General features: G+C 56.4%; 22 protein-coding genes. 14 read left to right on the top strand and 8 right to left on the bottom strand.

Annotated features, from left to right (window positions below; all coding sequences use genetic code 11):
* Positions 1 to 179: 179 nt before the first annotated feature.
* Together ACMV5H_RS13280 and ACMV5H_RS13275 are read right to left on the bottom strand one after the other, a co-directional pair.
* Positions 180 to 818: a DsbA family protein gene (locus ACMV5H_RS13280; protein ID WP_414821960.1), complete on the bottom strand. Its 639-nt coding sequence runs from the start codon at positions 816 to 818 to the stop codon at positions 180 to 182.
* 18 nt (positions 819 to 836) lie between these two features.
* A complete protein-coding gene (locus ACMV5H_RS13275) occupies positions 837 to 1,721 on the bottom strand; it encodes an MBL fold metallo-hydrolase (protein ID WP_179253233.1) in 885 nt (294 codons plus the stop codon).
* Positions 1,722 to 1,830: 109 nt separating this feature from the next.
* Between ACMV5H_RS13275 and ACMV5H_RS13270 the strand changes: the two genes are divergently transcribed.
* The gene (locus tag ACMV5H_RS13270; protein ID WP_179253232.1) at positions 1,831 to 2,739 is read left to right on the top strand and encodes a LysR family transcriptional regulator; all 909 of its coding nucleotides are present in this window, start codon (positions 1,831 to 1,833) and stop codon (positions 2,737 to 2,739) included.
* Here the strand turns inward: ACMV5H_RS13270 and ACMV5H_RS13265 are convergent.
* Entirely contained in the window at positions 2,736 to 3,659 is a 924-nt protein-coding gene (locus ACMV5H_RS13265) for a LysR family transcriptional regulator (RefSeq protein ID WP_179253231.1), read from the bottom strand. The two genes, ACMV5H_RS13270 and ACMV5H_RS13265, sit on opposite strands and share 4 nt — an antisense overlap.
* A gap of 122 nt (positions 3,660 to 3,781) precedes the next feature.
* Here ACMV5H_RS13265 and lysA point away from each other — a divergent pair, with 122 nt between their 5' ends.
* Entirely contained in the window at positions 3,782 to 5,038 is a 1,257-nt protein-coding gene (lysA, locus tag ACMV5H_RS13260; protein WP_115159697.1) for a diaminopimelate decarboxylase, read from the top strand.
* On the opposite strand, the gene ACMV5H_RS13255 is transcribed toward lysA, so the two are convergent.
* Positions 5,035 to 6,042, bottom strand: coding sequence for a LacI family DNA-binding transcriptional regulator (locus tag ACMV5H_RS13255; protein ID WP_071681862.1), 1,008 nt, complete (start codon positions 6,040 to 6,042; stop codon positions 5,035 to 5,037). The two genes, lysA and ACMV5H_RS13255, sit on opposite strands and share 4 nt — an antisense overlap.
* 182 nt (positions 6,043 to 6,224) lie before the next feature.
* Here ACMV5H_RS13255 and ACMV5H_RS13250 point away from each other — a divergent pair, with 182 nt between their 5' ends.
* Positions 6,225 to 6,680, top strand: coding sequence for a GNAT family N-acetyltransferase (locus tag ACMV5H_RS13250; RefSeq protein ID WP_166733252.1), 456 nt, complete (start codon positions 6,225 to 6,227; stop codon positions 6,678 to 6,680).
* On the opposite strand, the gene galR is transcribed toward ACMV5H_RS13250, so the two are convergent.
* Complete coding sequence (gene galR / locus ACMV5H_RS13245; protein WP_414821959.1) at positions 6,677 to 7,696, bottom strand: HTH-type transcriptional regulator GalR; 1,020 nt, start codon at positions 7,694 to 7,696, stop codon at positions 6,677 to 6,679. The two genes, ACMV5H_RS13250 and galR, sit on opposite strands and share 4 nt — an antisense overlap.
* 471 nt (positions 7,697 to 8,167) lie before the next feature.
* Between galR and aas the strand changes: the two genes are divergently transcribed.
* Together aas and lplT are read left to right on the top strand one after the other, a co-directional pair.
* On the top strand, positions 8,168 to 10,321 hold the full coding sequence (aas, locus tag ACMV5H_RS13240; RefSeq protein ID WP_414821958.1) for a bifunctional acyl-ACP--phospholipid O-acyltransferase/long-chain-fatty-acid--ACP ligase: 2,154 nt from the start codon (positions 8,168 to 8,170) through the stop codon (positions 10,319 to 10,321).
* Complete coding sequence (lplT, locus tag ACMV5H_RS13235; protein WP_414821957.1) at positions 10,321 to 11,511, top strand: lysophospholipid transporter LplT; 1,191 nt, start codon at positions 10,321 to 10,323, stop codon at positions 11,509 to 11,511. Before aas ends, lplT begins: the two co-directional genes overlap by 1 nt.
* A gap of 44 nt (positions 11,512 to 11,555) precedes the next feature.
* Here the strand turns inward: lplT and ACMV5H_RS13230 are convergent, their stop codons facing one another.
* The 3 genes from ACMV5H_RS13230 to mutH form a co-directional block, all read right to left on the bottom strand.
* Entirely contained in the window at positions 11,556 to 12,596 is a 1,041-nt protein-coding gene (locus ACMV5H_RS13230; protein ID WP_021179864.1) for an NADP(H)-dependent aldo-keto reductase, read from the bottom strand.
* A 197-nt stretch (positions 12,597 to 12,793) separates the two neighbouring features.
* A complete protein-coding gene (locus ACMV5H_RS13225; protein WP_021806137.1) occupies positions 12,794 to 13,012 on the bottom strand; it encodes a YgdI/YgdR family lipoprotein in 219 nt (72 codons plus the stop codon).
* Between the two features lie 126 nt (positions 13,013 to 13,138).
* The gene (gene mutH / locus ACMV5H_RS13220) at positions 13,139 to 13,819 is read right to left on the bottom strand and encodes a DNA mismatch repair endonuclease MutH (RefSeq protein ID WP_414821956.1); all 681 of its coding nucleotides are present in this window, start codon (positions 13,817 to 13,819) and stop codon (positions 13,139 to 13,141) included.
* A gap of 696 nt (positions 13,820 to 14,515) precedes the next feature.
* Between mutH and rppH the strand changes: the two genes are divergently transcribed.
* The 9 genes from rppH to recC all read left to right on the top strand — a co-directional run bounded on the left by rppH (position 14,516) and on the right by recC (position 24,866).
* The gene (rppH, locus tag ACMV5H_RS13215; protein WP_021179868.1) at positions 14,516 to 15,043 is read left to right on the top strand and encodes an RNA pyrophosphohydrolase; all 528 of its coding nucleotides are present in this window, start codon (positions 14,516 to 14,518) and stop codon (positions 15,041 to 15,043) included.
* A gap of 12 nt (positions 15,044 to 15,055) precedes the next feature.
* The gene (gene ptsP / locus ACMV5H_RS13210; protein ID WP_094981685.1) at positions 15,056 to 17,305 is read left to right on the top strand and encodes a phosphoenolpyruvate--protein phosphotransferase; all 2,250 of its coding nucleotides are present in this window, start codon (positions 15,056 to 15,058) and stop codon (positions 17,303 to 17,305) included.
* A 195-nt stretch (positions 17,306 to 17,500) separates the two neighbouring features.
* On the top strand, positions 17,501 to 18,373 hold the full coding sequence (lgt, locus tag ACMV5H_RS13205; RefSeq protein WP_021179871.1) for a prolipoprotein diacylglyceryl transferase: 873 nt from the start codon (positions 17,501 to 17,503) through the stop codon (positions 18,371 to 18,373).
* Positions 18,374 to 18,379: 6 nt separating this feature from the next.
* Complete coding sequence (gene thyA / locus ACMV5H_RS13200) at positions 18,380 to 19,174, top strand: thymidylate synthase (RefSeq protein WP_115159695.1); 795 nt, start codon at positions 18,380 to 18,382, stop codon at positions 19,172 to 19,174.
* Between the two features lie 206 nt (positions 19,175 to 19,380).
* Positions 19,381 to 19,884: a prepilin peptidase-dependent protein gene (locus ACMV5H_RS13195; RefSeq protein WP_094981700.1), complete on the top strand. Its 504-nt coding sequence runs from the start codon at positions 19,381 to 19,383 to the stop codon at positions 19,882 to 19,884.
* Positions 19,872 to 20,444 (top strand): prepilin peptidase-dependent protein, encoded by a 573-nt coding sequence (locus ACMV5H_RS13190; protein WP_414821955.1) that lies wholly within the window; start codon positions 19,872 to 19,874, stop codon positions 20,442 to 20,444. The genes ACMV5H_RS13195 and ACMV5H_RS13190 overlap by 13 nt, the downstream gene beginning before the upstream one ends.
* The gene (locus ACMV5H_RS13185) at positions 20,444 to 20,893 is read left to right on the top strand and encodes a YgdB family protein (RefSeq protein ID WP_373368188.1); all 450 of its coding nucleotides are present in this window, start codon (positions 20,444 to 20,446) and stop codon (positions 20,891 to 20,893) included. Before ACMV5H_RS13190 ends, ACMV5H_RS13185 begins: the two co-directional genes overlap by 1 nt.
* The gene (locus ACMV5H_RS13180; protein ID WP_115159693.1) at positions 20,883 to 21,236 is read left to right on the top strand and encodes a prepilin-type N-terminal cleavage/methylation domain-containing protein; all 354 of its coding nucleotides are present in this window, start codon (positions 20,883 to 20,885) and stop codon (positions 21,234 to 21,236) included. The genes ACMV5H_RS13185 and ACMV5H_RS13180 overlap by 11 nt, the downstream gene beginning before the upstream one ends.
* 258 nt (positions 21,237 to 21,494) lie before the next feature.
* The gene (gene recC / locus ACMV5H_RS13175) at positions 21,495 to 24,866 is read left to right on the top strand and encodes an exodeoxyribonuclease V subunit gamma (protein ID WP_414821954.1); all 3,372 of its coding nucleotides are present in this window, start codon (positions 21,495 to 21,497) and stop codon (positions 24,864 to 24,866) included.
* The last annotated feature ends 281 nt before the right edge of the window (positions 24,867 to 25,147 follow it).

Below are 25,147 nucleotides of genomic sequence, written 5' to 3'. Positions count from 1 at the left end.
ACCGCCACATGTAAGCAGTTTTGACGTGGCTCATTATTTGCAATACAGCGGAGATAAAACGAGCGCAAGAAACGTTGAGTAGCGTAAGGCGAGGGCGTCTTTGGCGCGGCGGCAAATCACAACATAAAATGAAATTGTTACAACTATGTCCGGGGCGAACAGTGCTCGCCCCGACAGATTTATTTCACGGCATCTTTCAGCAAGGCTTTCCAGCCTTCAACATTCCCCAAATACTCCTGCATGGGGATCTGGGATAGCCGCCCTTGAGTATCCTCCAGGGCAAAGGTCGGGAAGCCATGCCCTCGGACTTTGGCAAGCAGGGCGCGGCTGTCGGCAATATGCTGTGCCGTTGGCGCGCCGCTGTTCAAACGCATCTCGGCAATAAAGGCAGCAGGATCCAGGCCCAACTCACTCGCCAGCGCTTCCAACACCGGCGTATCGGCAATACGTTGCCCTTCCCGGTAGTGAGCTTCCTGAATGCGGTGCAGCATATCCAGGCCCTTTCCGGCGAGTTGTTCAGCGGCCAGGATCGCGACGATCGGTGGCTCAGAGTCCATCACCGCCGTGGTGTCACGCAGCAGTCCGTTGAAGTAGCCGTCGCCGAAGGGCTGGCCGGTTAGCTCGGCAATCCGTTTATCATGGGGCATCACGTAATTGCGCCATTCCTCGTTGATGGTTCGGCGGGCATTGCCGGTCATCATGCCACCGGCGTGCAGGGCAACGGTCAGGCCCGGAATAGCCTGGGCAGCCTTGGCCAGCGGTGCTGCACCGTAACACCAGCCGCACAGCGGATCGAAAATGTAATGCAGGGTCGTCATGTTTTTGCTCCTACCGCTTTACTGCGGCCACTTCATTTCGCCTTTCAGCACTTTGGCGCTCAGTTCCAGGCTAGAACTATCTTGCAGCTTTGGATAGTGCTGCTGCATGGCCGCGATCAGTTCCGCGGAGTTCTTGGTTTTTGGCAACTCGCTTTCCAGCGTGGTCAGGTAATTGTGGGTAAAGGTCACCGACTCCAGCGTTTGCGCCGCTCCCGGCAGGAAGTGCCCCGGAACCACTACCTGCGGTTTCAGCGCCTTGATGCTTTCCAGCGTTTGCTGCCAATGAGCGCGTGACTCGACGGTCTGATTATCCGCAATCCACGGATGAATATTGTCACCGGCTACCGGCACGCCACCCACCACGGCTTTCAACGATGGGATCCACACAAAGGTGCGGTCTGGCGTTGGGCCATTGAGGCCTTTCACTTCGACCTGCTGGCCATCGATGCTAAAGCTGCTGCCCTGCAACGGCTGCGGCACGATCACGGTTTTCGGTGCATTCTCCTTCAGGATGGGGCCCCAATAGGCGAGTTTACCTGCCTGGGTCGCATTGATCGCTTTGATCGTTTCCGGTGAAGCAATGATAGTTGCTTCTGGGAAGGCGGCTTTGATCACGTCCAGGCCGAAATAGAAATCCGGATCCGAATGGCTGATGTAGACCGTGGTCAGCTTCTTACCGGTGGCCTTGATCTTTTTCACCAGTTCCTGCGCGTCGTTACGCTGGAATTGGGCATCGATCAGCGCCACTTCGTGTGGGCCGCTGACAATCTCGGAGGAGACCGGGAATACGCTCTTTTCGCCAGGGTTATACACTTCCAGGGTCAACGTATTAGCCGCATTGGCGAAGGTGCTGAATGAAACGAAGCCGGTTACGGCCAGGGTCAGTAATGATTTCTTAAACATGTGCAGGTGCCTTTTAGGTATTTGTTGTCGTTGGCCAGATGATAGGTTGCATAGAACGAGAGAAAAACCGGATAATAAGCAATTATTCATTGCGCAAATCGAGCGAATCATGGATCGCATCACCGCTGCAGAAGTTTTTGTCACTATCGTCGAACGCGGCAGCATGATTGCGGCAGCGGATACCTTGGCTATATCGCGGGCTATGGTGACGCGCTATCTGGCGCAGATGGAACAATGGGCTGGCGCACGGCTGCTGCACCGAACTACGCGTAGGCTCAGCCTGACCGATGCCGGGGAGCGCACTTTGGAACGTTGCCGCCAAATGCTGGCAGTAGCGAAAGATATCGATCTGGTGGAAAACGAACAGAGTGACGATTTACGTGGCCTGCTGCGCATCAGTTGCTCGCAATCGCTTGGCCAAACGGCGTTGGTAGGGGCTGTGGCACAGTATCTGAAGCGCCATCCTCAGGTTGCGGTGGATTTGCAAATGAATAACCGAGCGGTCAATCTGGTGGAGGAGCGGATCGATCTGGCGTTACGCATCACCAATGAACTGGATCCTAATCTGATTGCACGACCCCTTTCCAACTGCGCTTCGGTGATCTGCGCATCTCCAGCCTATCTGGCCGCTCATGGCACCCCGCGCCACCCGCAGGATTTAGCCCTGCACAACTGCCTGACCTACTCCTACTTTGGTAAAAGCCTGTGGCACTTTGATGAGCAGGGTGTGAAGTCGGCGGTGGCAGTCAGCGGTAACCTCAGCGCCAACGAGTCGGTGGTGCTGTTGGCAGGAACGCTGCAAGGAGTAGGGATTTCCATGCAGCCTTACTATTCCGCTGCGCCACTGTTGGCAAAGGGGGAGTTGGTGGAACTGTTACCGGGGTATCTGTCACAAACGATGGGGATCTACGGCATTTACACTTCGCGCCGCCAAATGCCCGCCACGTTGCGAACCATGCTGGACTTCCTGGTGGAATGGTTTGCCACCGATCCTGGCTGGCGTGCCACGCTACGCTAGCGCTGGATCACCGAAGCCAGGCGGGCGGGCAACTGTTGCGCCTGCTGCTGCAAATGCTGCACAAAGGCGGTGACCAGCGCGGAAGAGGGGCGGTGCAGTGGGCGGATCAGGCTCACGGTAAACGGCACCTCGACGCTGAAGGGCCGCACATGAACGCCATTATTGGCGTAATCCAACGCGGTCAGTGGGTTGACGATCGATATGCCGACTCCGGCCTTGACCATCGCACACACCGAGGCGGCGCTATGGGTCTCCATCACCATCCTGCGCTCGATGCCTTGCTCATGAAACAATGCATCCAGCAGTTGCCGATAGCTGTCGGTGCTCGACAGGCTGATAAAGTTTTCTGCGTTGAAATCCTGCGGCGTCAGCGTACTTTTCGCAAGCATTGGGTGCCCCGCAGGCAGCACACACACCTCATTCATCGTCATCAGCGTCATGCGCTCGGTGCCAGCGGGCGTCAGGATATTCTCCGTCAGGCCCAGATCGTGGCGCTGTGCCGAAAGCCACTCTTCCAACAACGGTGACTCCTGTGGGATCACGCTGAAGCTCACTTCCGGGTAACGATCGACAAAAGGTTTGCACACGGCAGGCAGCAGCGATTGGGAAAACACCGGCAGACAGGCAATGGAAAGCTGCGCCTGCTGGAATTGCCGGATACCTGCCGCTGCATTCTTGATGCGATCCAGGCCGTAATAAGAACGCTGCACTTCTTCAAACAGCCGCAAACCTTGCACTGTGGGGTAAAGACGGCCACGTACGCGGTCAAACAGTTGCAGCTGGATCAGCTTCTCGAAGCGGGCCAGTTCGCGGCTGACGGTCGGTTGTGAAGTTTGCAGCAGCGCCGCCGCCTCGGTCAGATTGCCGGTGGTCATCACCGCGTGGAAAATCTCAATCTGGCGTAGGGTAATGGCGTACATGGCGAAACTCCACGGAGAGGGAAAGCCATATCATAAATGAATAGACTATGGCGAAATAGATATTTTTCACACCGAGGCTGCTGCGGCATGATGGTGGAAAATTTGATTATGGGAACCGAACCATGCCACGCGCCTTGAACGACACCTCTACCGCCCTGAACGCCGCCAATCTGCTGGCGCTGCCCCCACGCTTTGGTTGCCCGGTCTGGGCCTATGATGCAGATATCATCAGCCAGCGTATCAGCCAGTTGCAGCACTTTGACGTGATCCGTTTTGCCCAGAAAGCCTGCTCGAATATTCATATTCTGCGCCTGATGCGCGAGCAGGGCGTCAAGGTGGATTCGGTGTCGCTGGGTGAGATTGAGCGCGCGTTAAAAGCCGGTTTTGAGCCGGGTGGCGAGGATATCGTATTTACCGCAGATGTGCTGGATCACGCCACGCTGGCGCGCGTCAGCGAATTGAAAATCCCGGTCAACGCTGGTTCTATCGATATGCTGGAACAGCTTGGTCAGGTGTCTGCCGGGCATCCGGTGTGGCTACGTATCAATCCTGGTTTTGGCCACGGCCATAGCCAGAAAACCAATACCGGCGGTGAAAACAGCAAGCACGGTATCTGGTATGCCGATCTGCCGCAGGCGGTCGCCAAGGTGCAGCAATACGGTCTGAAACTTATTGGGCTGCATATGCACATCGGTTCCGGGGTGGATTACCAGCACCTGGAGCGCGTGTGTGATGCCATGGTGCAGCAGGTGATTGCACTGGGGCAGGACATTACGGCGATTTCCGCCGGTGGCGGCCTTTCTATCCCTTATCAGCAAGGGGAAGAGGCGATTAATACCGAACACTATTACGGCCTGTGGAACCGTGCACGTGAGCGAGTTGCCGCACATCTGGGCCATCCGGTGAAGTTGGAAATCGAGCCGGGGCGTTTCCTGATGGCGGAAGCGGGCGTGCTGGTGGCCGAAGTGCGTTCGGTAAAACAGATGGGCAGCCGCCACTTTGTCCTGGTAGACGCTGGGTTCAACGATCTGATGCGTCCGGCGATGTATGGCAGCTATCACCATATCTCCCTACTGCCTGCCGACGGCCGCAATACTGATCATCAATCGCTGCAAGACACCGTGATTGCCGGGCCGCTGTGTGAGTCAGGTGATGTGTTTACCCAGCAGGCGGGTGGCGGTATTGAAACCCGTCCGTTGCCGCAGGTGCGGGTCGGGGATTATCTGGTGTTCCATGACACCGGGGCCTATGGCTCGTCGATGTCCTCCAACTACAACAGTCGCCCGCTGCTGCCGGAAGTACTGTTTGAAAACGGTGAGCCTCGGCTGATCCGTCGCCGTCAGACGATTGAAGAATTGATCGGGCTGGAGTTAATTTAAGCGTAGGGGCCAGGTACCACGGACTCACGCAGTTTTAACTCACCGACAAACGGCGTTAGCGGTTGTAGCGCTTCGCCGTTGATCAGACGCAGGGCTTGGGCGATCGCCGCTTCGATCATCGCGTCGATCGGCAGGTAGACGGTGGACAATGCCGGTTGCAGATAGGCGGCGCTTGGCTCATCGTCGAAACCAAACAGCGAAACGTCCTCAGGCAGGCGTTTGCCAGCCTGGTGCAGGGCCTTCATCGCGCCGATGGCCATATCATCGTTGCTGGCAAACAGCGCGCTGAAGGAGTTGCCGCTAGCCAGCAGTGCCTTACAACTGAGGTATCCGCCGGGTACGCTGCTATCACCGTTGGTGATCAAGGCATCATTGAACGCAACCTGGTGGTGTTCCAACGCCTGACGATAACCCGCCAAGCGGGATTGGGCGGTGGGTGTATCGATCGGCCCGGTAATGCAGGCGATCTCACGGTGCCCTTGACGGATCAGGTAATCCACCACGTTGAAGGCGGCCTGTTGCTGTTCGAAGAACACGCAGCGTTCACGGGCTTGCGGCAGATCGCGGTTAATGACCATCACCGGAACCGGCAGGTCTTCCAGCAGCTCCATCAGGGCGCTTTCACTCATAAAGCGGGTGTACAGGATAATGGCGTCGCAGCGGCGATCCGCCAGCAGTCGTACCGCCTGCAATTCATCTTCTGGCGTGTCGTGGCCGTCGGTGACGATCAGGTGCTTGCCGCTGGCCTCGACCAGTTTGGCAGCCTGGCGCAGCAAACGGCCAAAGTAGGGGCCGTCAAAATTGGACACTACCAGCCCAATACTGTTGGAGCTTTTATTGGCCAGCGATTGGGCGAGAAAGTTCGGCCGGTAGCCCAATTCATCCATTGCCTTGAACACCGCATCACGCGTGCTTTTCTTCACCTGGCCGGTGCCATTTAAAACGCGGGAAACCGTGGCTTTGGACACCCCCGCGCGCATGGAAACATCCAACATGGTGATCATCAATGGCTACCCTCTTTCAACGTCCGCTGCGGTAAATAGTGCTGAGTCTAGCATAGGGTGAGATCGGCTCGAACATGTTCGACCCCTACAAATTCAGCAACCTATGTTGTTGGGGCACCCATGCATTGATTGGCGTACACTGACGGTGCAGGCGTTTAAGGCATTTTTCCGAGGGGATTAGCGTGTTTCGTATTGTGCATCTGGCGGACTATCCGCAGCATCAGCAACAGGTTATCGATTGGCAGTGGCAGGCGTTTGGCAGCGAAAATAGCCGGGAATTCTTTGCCAGCGTGGTGGCCAGCAGCCTGCGGCATGAAGGTTTGCCGATCACCTTTATCGCCCTGTTGGATGACCAGCCGGTAGGCACCGTGGGGCTGTGGCGCTGTGATTTGATTAGCCGCCAGGATTTAACGCCGTGGCTGGCCGCGCTTTACGTTGAAGAGAGCCAGCGCGGCAGCGGGCTGGGGTTGCAGCTCCAGCAATATGTGCAGGAGTACAGCCGCCAAGCCGGGTTCAAGGAGCTGTATCTGTATGCTGAATTTAGCGGTTATTACGAACGCCATGGCTGGCAGCACATCGGCGAGGCGCTGGAGTACCCGGATCGCCCCGTGCGCCTCTACCGCCGCCGGCTAGATTAGCTCTGATCGAAAGCGTTATTGATGCTGGCGACCGAATGGCGGCGGACCAGCGTCGGGCTGAACATATTGGTGATCTCCGGTAGCGGCTGGTTGTTGGCCAACGCTAATGCCAGCTCTGCTGCTTGCGTTGCCATCGCCACCACCGGGTAGCGGATAGTGGTCAGGCGTGGGCGCAGATAGCGGGAAATCAGCACGTCGTCAAAACCAATCAGCGAAATCTGGCCAGGAACGTCCACGCTGTTATCACTGAGCACCGAAAGCGCCCCTGCGGCCATCGGATCGTTATAGCAGGTGATGGCGGTAAACTGCTTACCACGGCCCAGCAACTCGGTCATGGCCTGCTCGCCGCCAATCTCATCCGGCTTACCGTAGGCAACCAGCTTCTCATCCACCGCAATACCGTGTTCTTCCAATGCATCCAGGTAGCCCTGCAGTCGATCGGCAGCATCTGAAATCTGATGGTTGGAGCAAATAAAGGCGATCCGCTGGTGGCCCTGCTGGATCAGATGGCGGGTGGCCAGCCAGGCACCGTAACGATCGTCAAGCGCTACGCAGCGGGGCTCAAACCCAGGCAGCGTTCGGTTGATCAGCACCATCCCTGGGATTTGGCGCATCCAGACGGTCAGCTCATCGTCGGTCAGCTTCTTGGCATGCACCACCAAGGCCGCACAGCGATGGCGCACTAGTTGCTCAATGGCCTGGCGCTCTTTTTCGGCATTGTGGTAACCGTTACCAATCAGCAGAAAATTATGCGTGGCGTAGGCCACCTGCTCCACGGCTTTTACCATGGCACCAAAGAAGGGATCGGAAACGTCAGAGACAATCAGGCCCAGGGTTTCGGTGGATTGCTGTGCCAGCGCACGGGCATTGGCGTTGGGGTGATACTGCAATCCTTCCATGGCGGCCAGCACGGCGGTTCGTGAACTTTTGCTGGCTTTTGGGGAGTTATTTATTACGCGGGACACCGTGGCGACGGAAACACCCGCCAGCCTGGCAACATCCTTAATCGTGGCCATATCTGCAACACTTCCTGGGTAATCGCTTACATTCCTCAGTTTTGCGGAAAAAATCGCGCGCCGCAAGGGCTGGTATCGCTAACTTGTGGTGAGCGTTGCATTTATGGCTTTTAAATTCACCTTTTCACCCCAAGCGGATCCAGGGTTAACGGGCGCAACGTGCGGTGCCCCAACGATCCGGGTTGGTTGAGGTTTTTCAATAGTTTCAAAACCATGTCTATCAAAGGAAAAACTACATCGCTGGTTACACTTTGCGCCGGACTGTTGCGATTGGCCGCTGGCGAGAGTTTGGCGTGGCGGGGTAAATTGACTGTCCCAGAGGTATTGATTGGTGAGCAATCGGCATACTCTGTATGTTGAAGCCATTTTCAATTGCACCAACCTACGCGGATGCGTAGGTTTTTTTTTGCCTGCCGTATAGTATTCTTCCTCAGACAATTTTTAAGGCCATCAACCCCGAGGGAGAGTGGGATGATATATACCGTGTTACGTGCACTGTTTCGCCTGTTGTTTCGTGTTCGTGTCGAAGGCGACGCCAAGCATTTTGAGCAGCAGAAACTGCTGATCACCCCGAATCACGTTTCTTTCATGGATGGCGCGCTGCTGGCGTTGTTCTTACCGATCAAACCGGTGTTTGCCGTTTACTCCAGCATTTCCGAACGTTGGTTTATGCGCTGGTTGAAGCCTTATATCGATTTTGTGCCACTGGATCCCACCAAGCCGATGGCCATCAAGCATCTGGTGCGCATGGTTGAACAGGGCAGGCCGATCGTGGTATTCCCGGAAGGGCGCATTACGGTGACCGGTTCATTGATGAAGGTCTATGACGGGGCGGCCTTTATCGCCGCCAAATCTGGCGCCACCATCGTGCCGGTACGTATCGATGGCCCGGAGTTCAGCGTGTTTGGCCGTATGGCCGGGGTGTATAAACTCCGCGCCTTCCCACAGACCACCATCAGCATTCTGCCGCCAACCACTTTACCGATGCCAGACGCGCCAAAAGCCAGTCAACGCCGGCAGTTGGCCGGTGACAGGCTGCATCAGATCATGATGCAGGCGCGCATGGATACCCTCAAACCGCAAACCCTGTTCGGCGCGCTGTTGGCCGCACAGCATCGTTATGGGCGCTTCAAGCCCTGCATCGAAGACATAGGTTTCAAGGAAGACAGCTATCATACGCTGCTTAAAAAATCGCTGGGCGTCAGCCGCATCCTGGAGCGCTTTACCGCGCCGAAAGAGCATGTTGGCCTGCTGTTGCCCAATGCCACTATTACCGCTGCCGCCATCTTTGGCGCTTCATTGCGGGGCCGTATTCCGGCGATGCTCAATTACACCGCCGGTGTGAACGGGCTGAAAAGCGCGATGACCGCGGCCACCATTAAAACCATCGTCACCTCGCGCCAGTTCCTGGAAAAGGGCAAGTTGACTCACCTGCCAGAGCAGGTGCCGGAAGCCAATTGGGTTTATCTGGAAGATTTGAAAGATACCGTCACCCGCGACGATAAGCTGTGGATCCTGCGTCACCTGTTCCAGCCACAAAAGGCCATGGTGCCGCAGCAGCCAGAAGATGCGGCGCTGATCCTGTTTACCTCCGGCTCGGAAGGCCATCCGAAGGGCGTGGTGCATTCCCATGCCAGCCTGCTGGCCAACGTGGAGCAGATCCGAACCATTGCGGATTTCACCCCGCGCGATCGCTTTATGTCCTCGCTGCCGCTGTTCCACTCTTTCGGTCTGACGGTTGGGTTGATCACCCCGTTGATGACCGGTAGCCGGGTATTCCTCTACCCAAGCCCACTGCATTATCGCGTGGTACCGGAGCTGGTCTATGACCGTAACTGCACCGTGCTGTTTGGGACAGCGACCTTCCTCAACAACTACGCCCGTTTCGCCCATCCTTACGATTTTGCCCGTCTGCGCTATGTGGTGGCCGGGGCCGAGAAGCTGGCCGAAAGTACCAAACAGATTTATCAGGACAAATACGGCATCCGCATTTTAGAAGGCTACGGCGTCACTGAGTGTGCTCCGGTAGTGTCGATCAACGTGCCTCTGGCGGCCAAAGTTGGCACCGTAGGCTGCATTATGCCGCAGATGGAAGCACGTTTGATTAAGATGGCCGGGATCGATAACGGCGGCCGCCTGCAATTGAAAGGCCCTAACATCATGAAGGGCTACCTGCGGGTTGAACGCCCAGGCGAACTGGAAACTCCGGCAGCCGAGGACGAAAACGGCGTGTTGCAAGCTGGCTGGTACGATACCGGTGATATTGTCAGCTTCGACGAACAGGGCTATTGCACCATTCGTGGCCGCGTGAAGCGCTTTGCCAAACTGGCGGGGGAAATGATCTCGCTGGAGAGCGTGGAACAGTTGGCCGTGCGCCTGTCACCGGAAGGGCTGCATGCGGCCACGGTGAAAAGCGACAGCAGCAAAGGCGAAGCGCTGGTGTTGTTCACCAACGACGCCAGCATTACCCGTGATAGCTTGCTGCGGGTGGCTCGTGAGCAGGGCACCCCGGAGCTGGCGGTGCCGCGTGATATTCGCCTGGTGAAGGCGTTGCCGTTACTGGGCAGCGGCAAACCGGATTTCGTTACTTTGCGCCAAATGGCTGAACAGCCGGAGAAGGCATAATGAATGCAACTGATTCCCCACTGCTGTCACGTTCGATGATCGCGGTGATCTGTGCCCAGTTTCTCTCGGCCTTCGGCGATAACGCCTTGCTGTTTGCTACCCTGGCGCTGATCAAACAGCAAATGTACCCCGATTGGAGCCAACCGATACTGCAAATGGCCTTCGTGGCCACCTATATCATCCTGGCTCCGTTTGTCGGCCAAATCGCCGACAGCTTCTCCAAAGGCCGGGTGATGATGGTCGCTAACGGTTTGAAGCTGGCCGGTGCGCTGGTGATCTGCTTTGGGCTGAACCCGTTCCTGGGCTATACCCTGGTCGGCATCGGGGCGGCGGCTTATTCACCGGCGAAGTACGGCATCCTGGGTGAGATCACCAGCGGCGATAAGCTGGTGAAGGCCAATGGGCTGATGGAAGCTTCCACCATTGCCGCCATCCTGGTGGGCTCGGTATCCGGTGGCCTGCTGGCAGACTGGCATATTGTAGCTGCACTGGCGGTGTGTGCTGTGGTTTACGGCGCGGCGGTCGTTGCCAACCTGTACATCCCGCGCTTGCCTGTTGCCCATAAGGTGGCCTCCTGGCACCCACGCGTCATGGGGAGCACTTTCTTCAACGCTTGCGTGGTGCTGTGGCGCGATGGGCAAACCCGTTTCTCACTGATTGGTACCAGCCTGTTCTGGGGCGCTGGGGTTACCCTGCGCTTCCTGCTGGTGCTGTGGGTGCCGGTGGCGCTGGGCATTCGCGATAACGCCACGCCAACCATGCTCAACGCGATGGTGGCAATAGGTATCGTGGTCGGGGCCGGGGCGGCAGCCCGCTTTGTGACGCTGGAAACGGTTAAGCGTTGTATGCCTGCCGGGATCCTGATCGGCATCGCCGTAGCCTTCTTTGCCGTGCAAACCAGCATGCTGAATGCTTATGGCGTGCTGCTGGTGATTGGTGTGCTGGGTGGTTTCTTTGTGGTGCCGCTGAATGCGCTGTTGCAAGAGCGGGGCAAACGCTCCGTTGGGGCGGGGAATGCCATTGCGGTACAGAACCTGGGTGAAAATACCGCCATGCTGCTGATGCTTGGCCTCTACTCTTCGGTGGTCAAATTAGGTGTGCCGGTGATCGGCGTCGGGATCGGTTTTGGCGTCGTGTTCGGCCTTGCCATCACCGTCCTGTGGATATCTCAATTCCGCTCCAAAGCCTAACGGTTTGATACATAGGGGCACAGCATGCTGTGCCCCTATATTCTTTATGGTGCTGGAATGGTGAAGCGGCTGTGGATCTCTTCCAGAGCCTGCAACACTTCCTCGTTCAACACCACGTCAAAACTGTCGATATTTATCTTCAACTGCTCCAGCGTGGTGGCACCCAGCAAGGTGCTGGCAACGAACGGCTGCTGGCGCACGAATGCCAATGCCATCTGTGAAGGGTCCAGACCGTGCTTTTTCGCCAGCGCCACGTATTCGGCGATCGCCGCCTGGCTCTGGGCTGAAGAGTAGCGGGTAAAGCGGCTGAACAGTGTGTTGCGTGCCCCGGCCGGTTTGGCACCGTTGAGGTATTTGCCGGACAGCGTACCGAAGGCCAGGCTGGAATAGGCTAACAGTTCGATACCCTCATGTTGGCTGATCTCCGCCAGACCAATCTCAAAGCTGCGGTTTAACAGGCTGTAGGGGTTCTGGATCGAGACGATACGCGGTAGTTCGTGTTTTTCTGCCAGTTGCAGGTAGCGCATCACGCCCCAAGGGGTTTCGTTAGAGACGCCGATATAGCGAATTTTGCCTGCCCGGACCTGCTCGGTTAACGCTTCCAGAGTTTCCAACAGCGGGATGGTGGCTTTCTCATCGGTGTACTGATAATTGAGCTTGCCGAAACAGTTGGTGGTGCGCTGCGGCCAGTGTAGCTGGTACAGATCCAGATAATCGGTGTTTAACCGTTTCAGGCTGGCATCCAGGGCAGCGCGGATATTTTTGCGATCTAACGCCTGCTGTGGGCGGATCCCAGCGTCATTACCCCGGATCGGCCCGGAGACCTTGCTTGCCAGCACGATTTTATCGCGGTTGCCGCGCGCTTTGATCCAACTGCCAATGTATTGCTCTGTCAGCCCCTGGGTTTCCGGGCGCGGTGGCACTGGATACATCTCTGCGGTATCAATCAGGTTGATGCCAGCGGCTAATGCATAATCCAGCTGTGCGTGGGCATCGGCTTCGCTGTTTTGTTCGCCAAAGGTCATGGTGCCCAGTCCCAGCACGCTCACTTCTAAAGAACTGTGGGGAATACGGTGGTATTGCATTAACGGCCTTCCTTCAATGTTAGCGCTTACGGGCGTGATGCCCGGTAAAACAGCAGCCAGAGATCCAACGGCGTAACACGCCTTACTTGACTATAACCAAGCTAAGAAGATGGTGAAAGTGGAATATAACAGCCGAGGGCAGGGCTAAACCCCTGATTGATAATCCGTCAGGGGTCAGGAAGATGCGGGGGCTGGGATTAACGCTCGATAACCTGCGAGACCTGATCGCCGTTAATCTGGCGCTGCTTGCCTTGCTCGTCCTGATAGCTGATCAGGCCGGTATCCTTATCGATTTTAGGCTTACCCTGCGTGAGGATCATATTGCCATCTTTGGTGGCCATCACATAGTCGCTGGAACAGCCTGCTAATCCGGCGACCATCATCAGGGCGGAAATAGCTATTACCCACTTTTTCATGCCGAACACCTTATGTACCTAGAATAATTGTCCTAATAGAGTAGCAAACTCTGCCAAAGATGGCTTTCGGACGTATCCCATCTGTGTAAGGAGAAATGACGGTGAAATCAGGGTGCGCAGGGCTAATCAAAACGTAAAGTGCCTGGCCAGTAGCGCCCGGGTGAAGTTTTTCTTCAGATAGAAGCCGCGCGGCAAGGTGAGGATCGGTTGGCCCTGTTCGCCGGTGGCTTCGGTCAGTGCCTTGTTGTTGGCCGCTTTTGGCCGCAGCTGTAGCACTTCGCCATGGCGGGCAGTGATCCGCTCAACCTGGCCGAGCACGATAAGATCCATCAGCTCTTCCCAATCCTGGCGCAGCATCTCGGTTTCTTCCTGATTGGGCTGCCACAGCAGCGGGGAACCTACGCAGCGCTGTGCCAATGGGATTTGTCGTTCGCCCTCCACCGGGATCCACAGCACGCGTGCCAGTTTGTGGCGTACGTGGCTGCTTTCCCAAGTGACGCCACTATTGCCTGTCAGCGGGGCTACGCAGACGAAAGTGGTTTCCAGCGGGTTACCGGCGGCGTCGACCGGGATGGTTTTCAACTCAATGCCCAGTTCTGGGAAATCCTGTTCAGGCTTGCTGCCCGCCATGGCACCCAGATAGAGCTCCAGCAGCATGCCGACCCAACCTTTATCCCGTTTGAGATCCTTGGGAATGCTGACCTGCGCACGAGCTGCCAGTTCACCAAGGTTAAAGCCAGCCAGCGCCTGGGCACGGGCTAATAATTGCTGCTCGTTTTCTGGCGGCAGCGGGGATAAACACGCCATAAATCAGACCTATGCATTATGGTTAAAAAATGTACCGAATTTACTCACAGCCTTAAAAGGGAAAAGCAGGCTGGGGAAAACAACAATAGTAGCATGATTTTGCATGACTTTTTGGCTACCCCATCGCGGTAGAAAAATTTCAATGTAGGGTTGTGCACCTGTAGCCACCGACAATAAACAGGATCTTACACCTATTTATCCACAGATTTCTGGGATAACCCAACTTTTTGCCGATCACTGGTTTGATTTACAGCCTTGACGCGGGGCATTTTTTACGAATTTGGCGGTTTTATAGGTCACTGGGTATAATAATCTGTGGATAAAATCCGCATTGGTGGATCTTTCGCCAGAGAAAGATCCAAAGCGTGCATAGATCACATTTTTACCCTGTTCATAACTGTGTTTAAGTCATTATTGCATTGTATTTAAAGGAATAATAAAAAATTAAAAATACGGCGGATTTTAAGTTCAATTGAGTTTTCCCGGCTTATCCCTAGAGTTCTTCACACACCTATCCACAGAAAAAGTGAATAAAACCGCCCTCCAACCTCGTTACATGTTTATAACTTTGCCATTATCTGTGAGTTATCCCAATGTTATCCGAGCGACGGCGCTGCAAAGCAGTGGTTTACCGCCTGTGGCTTGTGTGAAACAATCAGGTTATCAATACGAATTTATGCTTATCGAGGTAGTCCGGTGATCGATGATGATGGCTACCGCCCGAATGTTGGTATCGTAATCTGTAATCGTCAGGGGCAGGTCCTATGGGCCCGCCGTTACGGTCAGCACTCCTGGCAGTTTCCCCAAGGGGGAATAAACCCTGGCGAAACGCCTGAGCAGGCGATGTACCGTGAGCTGTTCGAAGAAGTGGGGCTGAGTAAAAAGGATGTGCGTATCCTGGCCTCAACCCGCAACTGGTTGCGCTATAAATTGCCAAAACGTTTGGTGCGTTGGGACACAAAGCCGGTTTGTATCGGCCAAAAGCAGAAATGGTTTCTGCTGCAGTTAATGTGCAATGACGCGGATATCAACATGCAGCGCAGCAGTACGCCGGAGTTTGACGGCTGGCGCTGGGTGAGCTTCTGGTATCCGGTGCGCCAGGTGGTGTCGTTTAAACGCGACGTGTACCGCCGGGTTATGAAAGAGTTTGCCGCAACCGTCATGCCTATGCAGGAACTGGCAGCGCAGCGGCAGCCTCCTGCTTATCGCCGAAAGAGAGGTTAAGTCAAACCGACTATGCTCACGCGCTTGCGAGAAATTGTTGAGAAAGTGGCCGCGGCGGCCAGTCTGACAGATGCGCTGGATCTTTTGGTCAATGAAACCTGTCTGGCGATGGACACCGAAGTTTGCTCCATCTATCTGGCAGACAACGACCGCCGCTGTTATTACCTGATGGCGACGCGCGGGTTGAAAAAGCCCCGTGGGCGAACTATCGCCCTGGCCTTTGACGAAGGCATCGTCGGCCTGGTCGGGCGGCGGGCAGAGCCGATCAACCTGGCGGATGCCCAAAGCCATCCCAGCTTCAAATATATTCCGCAGGTCAAAGAGGATCGTTTCCGATCCTTCCTTGGCGTGCCGATCATTCATCGCCGCCAGCTGCTTGGCGTGTTGGTGGTGCAGCAACGTGAACTGCGCCAGTTTGACGAAAGCGAAGAATCCTTCATGGTTACCCTGGCCACCCAAATGGCCGGGATCCTCTCGTTATCACAGCTAAACGCCATTTTTGGCCAGTATCGCCAGACCCGCATTCGGGCGCTGGCTGCGGCTCCTGGCGTGGCAGTGGCGGAGGGGTGGTTAGATAGCAGCCAGCCTTCACTTGATCAGGTGTATAAAGCCTCCACGCTGGATACCGTCAGCGAGCGTGAACGCCTGACACAGGCGTTGGAAGAGGCTGGGGCAGAGTTCCGCCGCTTCAGTAAGCGTTTTAGCGCCAGCTCGCAAAAAGAGAGCGCGGCGATCTTCGATCTCTATTCCCACCTGCTCAACGATGCTCGTCTCAAACGTGAACTGTACGCGGAGATCGATGCCGGTTCGGTAGCCGAGTGGGCGGTAAAACAGGTGATTGAAGCCTTCGCTGCCCAGTTTGCGACCTTGCAAGATACCTATATGCGCGAGCGTGCCAGCGACCTGCGTGCGCTTGGCCAACGTCTGCTGTTCCACCTCGACGATACCACCCAAGGGGCCAGCCAATGGCCAGCCCGATTTGTGCTGGTCGCCGATGAGCTGACGGCAACCCTGTTGGCCGAAGTGCCGCAGGATCGCCTGGCTGGCGTGGTAGTGCGGGACGGTGCCGCCAACTCCCATGCCGCGATCCTGGTGCGGGCCATGGGCGTGCCAACGGTGATGGGTGCGGACATCCAGCCTGCGCTGTTGGCCCAGCGAATGCTGATTGTTGATGGCTATCGCGGCGAGCTGCTGGTCGATCCGGAACCGGTGCTGGTGAAGGAATACCAACGTCTGATCAGCGAAGAGCAGGAGCTCAGCAAGCTGGCAGAAGACGACGTTGAACAGCCCGCAGAGCTGAAAAGCGGTGAGCGGATCCAGGTGATGCTGAACGCTGGCCTTAGCCCGGAACATGAACAACTGCTGGGTGCGCGCGTGGACGGCGTTGGCCTGTACCGCACCGAGATCCCGTTCATGCTGCAAAGTGGCTTCCCGTCGGAAGAGGAGCAGGTGGCGCAATATCAGGGCATGCTGCAACTCTTCTATCCGCACAAGCCGGTGACGCTACGTACGCTGGATATCGGCGCTGATAAACAGTTGCCCTACATGCCGATCAGCGAGGAAAACCCGTGCCTCGGTTGGCGGGGGATCCGTATTACGCTGGATCAGCCAGAAATCTTCCTGATCCAGGTGCGCGCCATGCTGCGTGCCAATGCGGGAACCGGCAATCTGGGGATCCTGTTGCCGATGATCACCAGCCTGGAAGAGATCGACGAGGCCAAGCGCCTGATCGATCGCGCCGGGCGAGAAGTGGAAGAGATGCTGGGGTACGACATTCCCAAGCCGCGGATTGGCGTCATGCTGGAAGTGCCGTCGATGATCTTCCTGATCCCTTATCTGGCGACACGCGTCGATTTTGTCTCGGTAGGAACCAACGATTTAACCCAGTATCTGCTGGCGGTGGATCGTAATAATACCCGCGTTGCCTCGCTGTACGACAGCCTGCATCCAGCCATGTTGCAGGTGCTGAAATTGATCATCGATCAGGGGACGGCGGCCGGGCTGCATGTCAGCCTGTGCGGTGAACTGGCGGGAGACCCGATGGGGGCTCTGCTGCTGGTGGGTATGGGTTACCGCAATCTGAGCATGAACGGGCGCAGCGTCGCACGGATCAAATATCTGTTGCGCCATATCGAACTTGAAGACGCGCAAGGGTTGGCCAAGCGGGTATTGAGTGCCCAGATGACCACCGAGGTTCGCCACCAGGTAGCGGCGTTTATGGAACGGCGTGGCATGGGGGGGCTGATCCGCGGCGGCCGTTGATTAGGCGTTGTCCAGCCCGTTAAGCGTTGACCTATTTTTTTACAGAACTTTTCCCTGCCGGCAAGCCCGGACGTGGTTAAGCCTATGTTATGATGCGCCATCTCAATGCGGTGCTCCCGTTGCACGGGCTTTGCACCGCGTTTGGCACCTGCCGCCCCCGCTTGGGGATGAATAACAGACATATTGTGGTGATAGATGAGCACTAGCTATCTGGCGTTTCCAAAATTTGATCCGGTGATTTTCTCTATCGGCCCGGTCTCTTTGCACTGGTACGGTTTGATGTACCTGGTTGGCTTTGTTTTTGCCATGTGGTTGGCGGTACGCCGCGCGAACAAGCCCGGCAGCGGTTGGACCAAAGACGAAGTGGAAAACATGCTGTATGCCGGTTTCCTTGGGGTCTTTATCGGTGGCCGTGTCGGTTACGTGCTGTTCTACAACCTGCCGTTGTTCCTGGATAACCCGCTCTACCTATTCAAAGTCTGGGATGGCGGTATGTCATTCCACGGCGGCCTGATTGGCGTGATCGCGGTGATGCTGTGGTTTGCCCGTCGCACCAAGCGCAACTTCTTCCAGGTTTCTGATTTTATTGCCCCACTGATCCCGTTTGGTCTGGGCGCTGGCCGCCTGGGTAACTTTATCAACGGTGAGCTGTGGGGGCGTGTTACTACCAATACACCTTGGGCGATGCTGTTCCCAAGCTCGCGTCCGGAAGATATCGCCATCGCTGCCGCCAATCCTCAACTGCTGCCGCTGCTCAACGAATATGGCGTGTTGCCACGTCATCCGTCGCAGCTGTATGAAATGGTGCTGGAAGGCATCGTGCTGTTTATCATTCTGAACCTGTTCATCCGCAAACCTCGTCCGATGGGGGCCGTTTCGGGCCTGTTCCTGATTGGCTATGGCACGTTCCGTATTATCGTCGAGGCGTTCCGCCAGCCGGATGCCCAGCTTGGCCTGTTTGACGGGGTGATCAGCATGGGGCAAATCCTGTCCGTGCCGATGGTGCTCGCCGGTATTATTATGATGATCTGGGCGTATCGTCGTCGTCCACAGCAACAACAGTCGTGAGGAAAAATGAAACAGTATCTGGATTTGATGAACAAAGTGCTCGCCGAGGGCACCCCTAAAGCCGACCGTACCGGCACTGGCACGTTGTCGATTTTCGGCCACCAGATGCGTTTCAACCTGCAGGAAGGTTTCCCGTTGGTGACCACCAAGAAATGCCACCTGCGGTCGATCATTCATGAGCTGCTGTGGTTCCTGAACGGCGATACCAACGTGGCGTATCTGCGCGAAAACAACGTCAGCATCTGGGACGAATGGGCTGATGAAAACGGCGATCTTGGCCCGGTCTATGGCAAGCAATGGCGTGCCTGGGGCGCGGCAGATGGTCGCGAGATTGACCAGCTAAGCACCGTGTTGCAACAGCTGAAACAGGATCCGGATTCTCGCCGTATTATTGTTTCTGCGTGGAACGTGGGTGAGCTGGATAAGATGGCTCTGGCACCGTGCCATGCCTTCTTCCAGTTCTATGTGGCGGACGGCAAACTCTCTTGCCAGCTGTATCAGCGCTCGTGCGACGTGTTCCTCGGCCTGCCGTTCAATATTGCCAGCTATGCGTTGCTGGTGCATATGATGGCGCAACAGTGCGATCTGGATGTGGGCGATTTTGTCTGGACCGGTGGTGATACCCATCTTTACAGCAACCACATGGAGCAGACGCAGCTGCAATTAACCCGCGAGCCGCGTGCGTTGCCGAAGCTGGTGATCAAACGCAAGCCAGCCTCGCTGTTTGATTATCGTTTTGAAGACTTTGAGATTGAAGGCTACGATCCGCACCCGCCGATCAAGGCTCCTGTCGCTATCTGATTTGCTGAGGGCCGTATCCGGCCCTCTTTCTTACGCCTACTGAAAGTAGGCGCGCCGCATGCTGCGCTCGTGCTGCATTGCCAAAAATGCGAAGCCGTACTCAACTTCCCCCAGCTTGTTACCTGCTAACTAAAAATTCTGCGTATCATTTGCCAGCCTGAGAAAAGGTGCCTTTCATCGTGCCTCTGGCTGATTACACTCGCCGTATGAACCGATATAAAAATAGCCCCGAACACCAGCAAGGCCTGACGCTGATCGAACTGATGATCGTGATGGTGCTGGCGGGGATGCTGACCTCTTGGGGGGTTAGCCAGTGGCATCATTATCAACAGGCGCTACGGCTTGAGCAGACCGCCCAGCAACTGCTGGCATTCTTAACGCGCTTACAGGCCGATGCCAACTGGCATAACCGCAACGCGTTATTGTGGTTTCGGCCTGGGAAAATCTGGTGCATAGGCAGCGGCCCGCAGGTGGCACCTTGTAGTGCATTGGCGGACCGGGTCTTTACTCCAGAACACCTGGATGTGGAGTTACAAGGTTATACCCAAAAGGAGATGGGATTTTATGGGGTGCGCAACAATGCGCAGGCCGGGCATATCCTGCTGGGCAATCCGGCTGGCCGCATACGTCTGGTGCTGTCTGCCAAAGGTCGGCTGCGGCTGTGCAGCGAAGAAACTGCTATCCGGAGCCTGCCCTTATGCGAACCTTAGAACAAGGCTTTACCCTGCCGGAGGTGCTGCTGGCGATGACATTCGGCAGCCTGATTGCATTGGCGGCGGCGAAAACCTTACCGATACTGCGTCAGCAGACGGTTGATGTAGGCCGTCATTATCGGTTGGAGCTGGTGTTACGCCAGCTGGCTTTCGGGATTGAAAAGGATCTGCGCCGCAGCGGGTTTTGTGCCGGGCTGTGTCAGGGGCGTTCGTTGCTGATTGGCCATGCAGCGGGGGAAGCGCCGGGCAGCTGTGTGATCGTAGCCTACGATCTTAACAGCAATGGCAACTGGGACAGCGGTGGCGATGCCGAGTATTTTGGTTACCGCCTGCGTGCCGGCGGGCTAGAGGGGCAAAGTGGCGTGACCCAGTGCCAGGGCAGCGGCTGGGAACGCTTGCTGGATCAGGAAGAGGTACGGATTGAGTCTTTTTCTGTCAGCCAGATCGCAGGGCGCGATGGCAAGTCCTTGATGTTGTTTACCCTAAGTGGCCGCTCTACGGTGCGGGCAAATATAGAACGCCGCTTGGAGTGGGCGGTTAGCATGGAGGCACCCTAATGATGGATAGGCAGCAGGGGGGCAGTACGTTGGCTGCGGTGATGTTGTTGCTGGTAATGGGGCTGATGCTGCTCACCGCCCAGCAGCGGCAATTGGACAGTGCGCTACTGCTGGCCGTCGATCAGCAGCGCTATCTGCGGGCCTACAACCAGGCGGCTTCGGCCCTAAGCTGGGGGCTGACGCAACCGTGGCCACGGGAGTCTCTGCAGGCGAGCCACTGGTCCTGTCAGCAGATTAGCAGCGAGACTTTGCAAGCCTGCGCCCGGCTATCGGCCCGTACCGGTCTGGTGATGGTGCGTGGTGCTGGAGATGTTGCGGGAGCGGAGCCCTTGTGGCTATACCAACTGGCTACACAGCAAGGCGGGGCTGGTGGCCACCTGCTGAAAGCGCAAAAAGGCGGCTGGCTGGATTTTTGTCCGGAAAAGCGGGAAAGCAACTGTGCTGAATAAACCAACTGGCCGGCGAACTCAACGGGGTTTCAGCCTGCCCGAAGTGTTGATCGCGGCATTGTTGTTCGCCGTCTCGCTGCTAGGGCTGTTACAATATCAGCAGGTGCTGTTGCAGGCATTTCAACGGCAGTGGCAATATCGACAGGCCTGGTTGCTGGCGCACCAACAGCTGGAAATATTCAGTGCCGGTGCCGAAATAAGCCATGCCATATCGCTACCGCCTAATTGGCACTACCAAGTCGAAACCCGCCAAGCGCAAGGCTCATGCCTGCGGCGTACGGTGAAGATACAAACGCCGCTGCACCAACAGATTGAACTCAGTCGCTGGTATTGCGGGCAGTAGCACGGGGTGTTGTGCCACCTCAGACTCTTTTGGTCGAGATGTTCTCGATCGGTTCCCTCTCTCTTTGGTAGAGGGTTGGGGTGAGGGGGAATTCTGTCACTAAAATTACGACCAGTAGCACGAGTGTTGTTAGACTTGCCCCGGACTCTTTTTGCCGAGGTGTTCTCGATCGGTTCCCTCTCCCTGTGGGAGAGGGTTAGGGTGAGAGGCCGTTGAGTCAGTAGTCGGTAATGCCCTTTTTCGCTTCCAAGGAGCCTCATGTTTACGGTTTATCATTCCAATCAACTGGACTTGCTGAAAACGCTGACCAGCGCGCTGATAGCCAGAGAACCTTTGGCCGACCCGTTTCAACAGGAAGTGGTGCTGGTGCAAAGCCCCGGCATGGCGCAATGGTTGCAGATGCAGCTGGCCGAGCAGTTTGGCATTGCCGCGAATATCGTTTTCCCGCTCCCGGCGACATTTATCTGGGACATGTTCACCAAGGTATTACCCGGCATACCCAAAGAGAGCGCCTTTAGCAAAGATGCCATGACCTGGAAGCTGATGTGGCTGCTGCCAGGCATGCTGACCCGGCCCGAGTTTGCTCCTTTACAGCATTACCTGACCGATGACGCCGACAAGCGCAAGATCCACCAGCTCGCCGGGCGTGTTGCCGATCTGTTTGACCAATATCTGGTTTATCGCCCGCAGTGGCTGGAGAGTTGGCAGCGTGGGGAAACGGTAGAAGGGCTGGCAGAGGCGCAAAGCTGGCAAGCCCCCCTGTGGCATCGGCTAGTGGAATATACCCACGAGCTGGGTCAGCCTGAATGGCACCGTGCCAACTTATATCGCCGGTTTATTAGTACCCTGGAGAATGCCACTCAATGCCCTGCGGGATTGCCGCCACGGGTGTTTATCTGTGGGATTTCTGCCTTGCCACCAATCTACCTGGAAGCGCTGCAGGCTTTGGGTAAACATATTGATATCCATCTGATGTTTACCAACCCCTGCCGCTATTACTGGGGCGACATTCAGGACTACGCCTTTCTGGCCCGTTTGCAGAGCCGCAAACGCCGCCACTATCATCAGGCACGTGAGCAAGGCCTGTTCCGTCAGCCGGAACAGGCTGCCCAACTATTTGATGCCGAGGGAGAACAACAGTTGAGTAATCCGCTGTTGGCTTCGTGGGGCAAATTGGGGCGCGATCATCTGTATTTACTGTCGCAGATGGAGGCGGTGCAGGAAGTCGATGCCTTTGTCGAGATCCCGGCAGATAGTTTGCTGCATGCCATTCAGCACGACATGCTGGAACTGGAAGATCACGCACTGATCGGCACCACGCCGGAAACTCTGGAGCGCAGTGACAATAAACGCCAGCTCGATCCGCAGGATCGCTCCATCAGTCTGCATGCCTGCCACAGCCCGCAGCGCGAAGTCGAGGTGCTGCACGATCGGTTGCTGACCATGCTGGCAGAAGATCCCCAACTTACCGCGCGCGACATCATCGTGATGGTGGCGGATATCGACAGCTACACCCCGTATATTCAGGCGGTGTTTGGCAATGCCCCCGCCGGGCGCTATCTGCCGTTTGCCATTTCCGACCGCAAGGCCAGGCAGGCGCATCCTGCGCTACAAGCCTTTATTTCCCTGCTGGATCTGCCGCAAAGCCGTTTTACCTCAGAGCAGGTACTGGCGCTGTTGGACGTGCCCGCGCTAGCGGCACGTTTCTCGATTCAGGAAGAAGGCTTAAGCCTGTTACGCCACTGGACTGGCGAATCCGGGGTACGTTGGGGGCTGGATGATGACAATGTGCGTGAGCTGGATCTGCCTGCAACCGGGCAGCATACCTGGCGGTTTGGCCTGACGCGGATGCTGCTGGGCTACGCCATGGACAGCAACGCCGGAGATTGGCAGGGCGTATTACCTTACGATGAGTCGAGTGGATTAGTAGCCGAACTGGCCGGGCAACTGGCCGATCTGCTGGCACAACTCAGCCGTTGGCGGCAAATCCTCAGTGAAGAGCGGCCGTTAGCCGAATGGTTGCCGCTGTGCCGCCAACTGCTCAATAGCTTCTTTGAGACGGACAGTGAAACGGAAGAGGCGTTGGCGCTGATCGAAGAGCAGTGGCAGAAAGTGGCCAGCTTTGGCCTGGCGGCGCGTTATCCCGATGCCGTGCCGTTGACGTTGCTGCGCGATGAACTGGCCGCACGGCTCGATCAGCAGCGTATCAGCCAGCGTTTCCTGGCTGGCCAGATCAACTTCTGTACCTTGATGCCCATGCGTTCCATTCCGTTCAAGGTGGTCTGCCTGCTGGGCATGAACGACGGTGTCTACCCCCGCACCTTGCCGCCGCTGGGGTTTGACCTGATGGCGCAGCAGATTAAGCGCGGCGATCGCAGCCGCCGTGATGATGACCGCTACCTGTTCCTGGAGGCGATCCTCTCTGCCCAGCAGCAGCTGTATATCAGCTTTATTGGCCGTTCCATTCAGGATAACAGCGAGCGCTATCCTTCCGTATTGGTCACTGAACTGTTGGAATATCTGCAGCAAAGCTATTGCCTGCCCGGCGATGAAGGGCTGGATGCGGACGGCAGCGCACGCAGGGTCGGTGAGCACTTGCTTAAACGCCATGCCCGCATGCCGTTTGCTGCGGAAAACTTCCTGCCGGGGAGCGAAGATCAAAGCTATGCGGCAGAATGGTTGGCCGCTGCCGATGGCCGTGGCGCTGCACATCCAGAATTTAATCAACCGCTGGCGGAGGAAGAGAAAACCCAGGTTTCTCTTGATGAACTGCTCCGTTTTTACCGCCATCCGATCCGTGCCTTCTTCCAGCTACGTCTTGGCGTTAACTTTATTCTGGAAGAGACCGATCTGCCGGAAGACGAGCCTTTTACGCTGGATAACCTCAGCCGCTATCAGTTCAACAGCCAATTGCTGAACACGCTGATCGAGGGGGAGGACGCAGGCAAGTTATACCAACGGGTGCGTGCATCGGGGGGATTACCTTACGGGTCTTTCGGTGAGATTTACTGGCAAAAGCAGCAGGAAGAAATGACGGAACTGGCCGAACGGGTGCGTGAACAGCGCCAGGAGAACGGCAGCCTGGAGCTGGATATCGACGTGGCGGGCATGCGTATTACCGGCTGGCTGCATCAGGTACAGCAGGATGGCTTGCTACGCTGGCGGCCGGCAACGCTTTCGGCCGTAGACGGCATCTTGCTTTGGCTGGAGCACCTGGTGTATTGCTGCGTTGGCGGTAGCGGGGAAAGCCGTATGTTTGGCAGCAAGAATTCCGCCTGGCGCTTCGCTGCGCTCGCAAGCGAGGATGCCCACGCGCAGTTGGCGGAGCTGGTAGCAGGCTACCGCCGTGGCCTGTCGCAGCCGCTGATGCTGCTCAATAAAAGCGGGTGGGCCTGGTTGAGCCAATGTTATCAGGCACAAACGCAGCAGATAGACTGGGATGAAGAAGTCCAGATCAAGGCGCGTGCCAAGCTGCTACAAGCCTGGCAGGGCGATCAGCGGATCCCGGGCGAGGGAGCAGATCCCTATACCCAGCGCGTTTTCCGCCAAATGGATAATGTTCGCCTTGAACAAATTCTCAAAGAAACAGAGCGTTACCTGCTACCCGTGGCCCGTAATAATCTTGGGTAATACCCCTCACGGTGGCACAGGTCGCAGTGAGGTGATAAAAATTTTACGCTTTTATACTCAACCATTGAGGTTAAGTCTGGTCTTACATAACGTATAGGCATATACGTTGTAGAGTGGCGCACGCTGCGCCCCCAACGATGTGGGCTATAGTGAGTTGAGTGTTTAAAACCGTAATGCGTTGAGTTAGAAATTGAATTTCATTGGGCATCGCTTTCGGTTGTGTCATTTTGCACCGTGCTGTCACCGTCAGGGAGTTGGCGAGACAGCCAGAGAACAGGGGT

Origin of the sequence: Serratia sp. N21D137 (genome assembly GCF_047530005.1) — a bacterium.
Taxonomy (GTDB): domain Bacteria; phylum Pseudomonadota; class Gammaproteobacteria; order Enterobacterales; family Enterobacteriaceae; genus Chania; species Chania fonticola_B.
The sequence above is the reverse complement of the archived record's forward strand: the minus strand, read 5'-3'. Positions and strand labels throughout refer to the sequence as shown.

Bases quoted from the DNA above. Each gene is read 5' to 3' on its own strand.
- ACMV5H_RS13225 (WP_021806137.1), bottom strand. From the start codon at position 13,012: ATGAAAAAGTGGGTAATAGCTATTTCCGCCCTGATGATGGTCGCCGGA.
- lysA (WP_115159697.1), top strand. From the start codon at position 3,782: ATGCCACGCGCCTTGAACGACACCTCTACCGCCCTGAACGCCGCCAAT.
- ACMV5H_RS13280 (WP_414821960.1), bottom strand. From the start codon at position 818: ATGACGACCCTGCATTACATTTTCGATCCGCTGTGCGGCTGGTGTTAC.
- ACMV5H_RS13270 (WP_179253232.1), top strand. From the start codon at position 1,831: ATGGATCGCATCACCGCTGCAGAAGTTTTTGTCACTATCGTCGAACGC.
- ACMV5H_RS13265 (WP_179253231.1), bottom strand. From the start codon at position 3,659: ATGTACGCCATTACCCTACGCCAGATTGAGATTTTCCACGCGGTGATG.
- recC (WP_414821954.1), top strand. From the start codon at position 21,495: ATGTTTACGGTTTATCATTCCAATCAACTGGACTTGCTGAAAACGCTG.
- ACMV5H_RS13190 (WP_414821955.1), top strand. From the start codon at position 19,872: ATGCGAACCTTAGAACAAGGCTTTACCCTGCCGGAGGTGCTGCTGGCG.
- thyA (WP_115159695.1), top strand. From the start codon at position 18,380: ATGAAACAGTATCTGGATTTGATGAACAAAGTGCTCGCCGAGGGCACC.
- galR (WP_414821959.1), bottom strand. From the start codon at position 7,696: ATGGCCACGATTAAGGATGTTGCCAGGCTGGCGGGTGTTTCCGTCGCC.
- mutH (WP_414821956.1), bottom strand. From the start codon at position 13,819: ATGGCGTGTTTATCCCCGCTGCCGCCAGAAAACGAGCAGCAATTATTA.
- ACMV5H_RS13195 (WP_094981700.1), top strand. From the start codon at position 19,381: ATGAACCGATATAAAAATAGCCCCGAACACCAGCAAGGCCTGACGCTG.
- aas (WP_414821958.1), top strand. From the start codon at position 8,168: ATGATATATACCGTGTTACGTGCACTGTTTCGCCTGTTGTTTCGTGTT.
- ACMV5H_RS13255 (WP_071681862.1), bottom strand. From the start codon at position 6,042: ATGATCACCATGTTGGATGTTTCCATGCGCGCGGGGGTGTCCAAAGCC.
- lgt (WP_021179871.1), top strand. From the start codon at position 17,501: ATGAGCACTAGCTATCTGGCGTTTCCAAAATTTGATCCGGTGATTTTC.
- ptsP (WP_094981685.1), top strand. From the start codon at position 15,056: ATGCTCACGCGCTTGCGAGAAATTGTTGAGAAAGTGGCCGCGGCGGCC.
- lplT (WP_414821957.1), top strand. From the start codon at position 10,321: ATGAATGCAACTGATTCCCCACTGCTGTCACGTTCGATGATCGCGGTG.
- ACMV5H_RS13230 (WP_021179864.1), bottom strand. From the start codon at position 12,596: ATGCAATACCACCGTATTCCCCACAGTTCTTTAGAAGTGAGCGTGCTG.
- ACMV5H_RS13275 (WP_179253233.1), bottom strand. From the start codon at position 1,721: ATGTTTAAGAAATCATTACTGACCCTGGCCGTAACCGGCTTCGTTTCA.
- ACMV5H_RS13185 (WP_373368188.1), top strand. From the start codon at position 20,444: ATGATGGATAGGCAGCAGGGGGGCAGTACGTTGGCTGCGGTGATGTTG.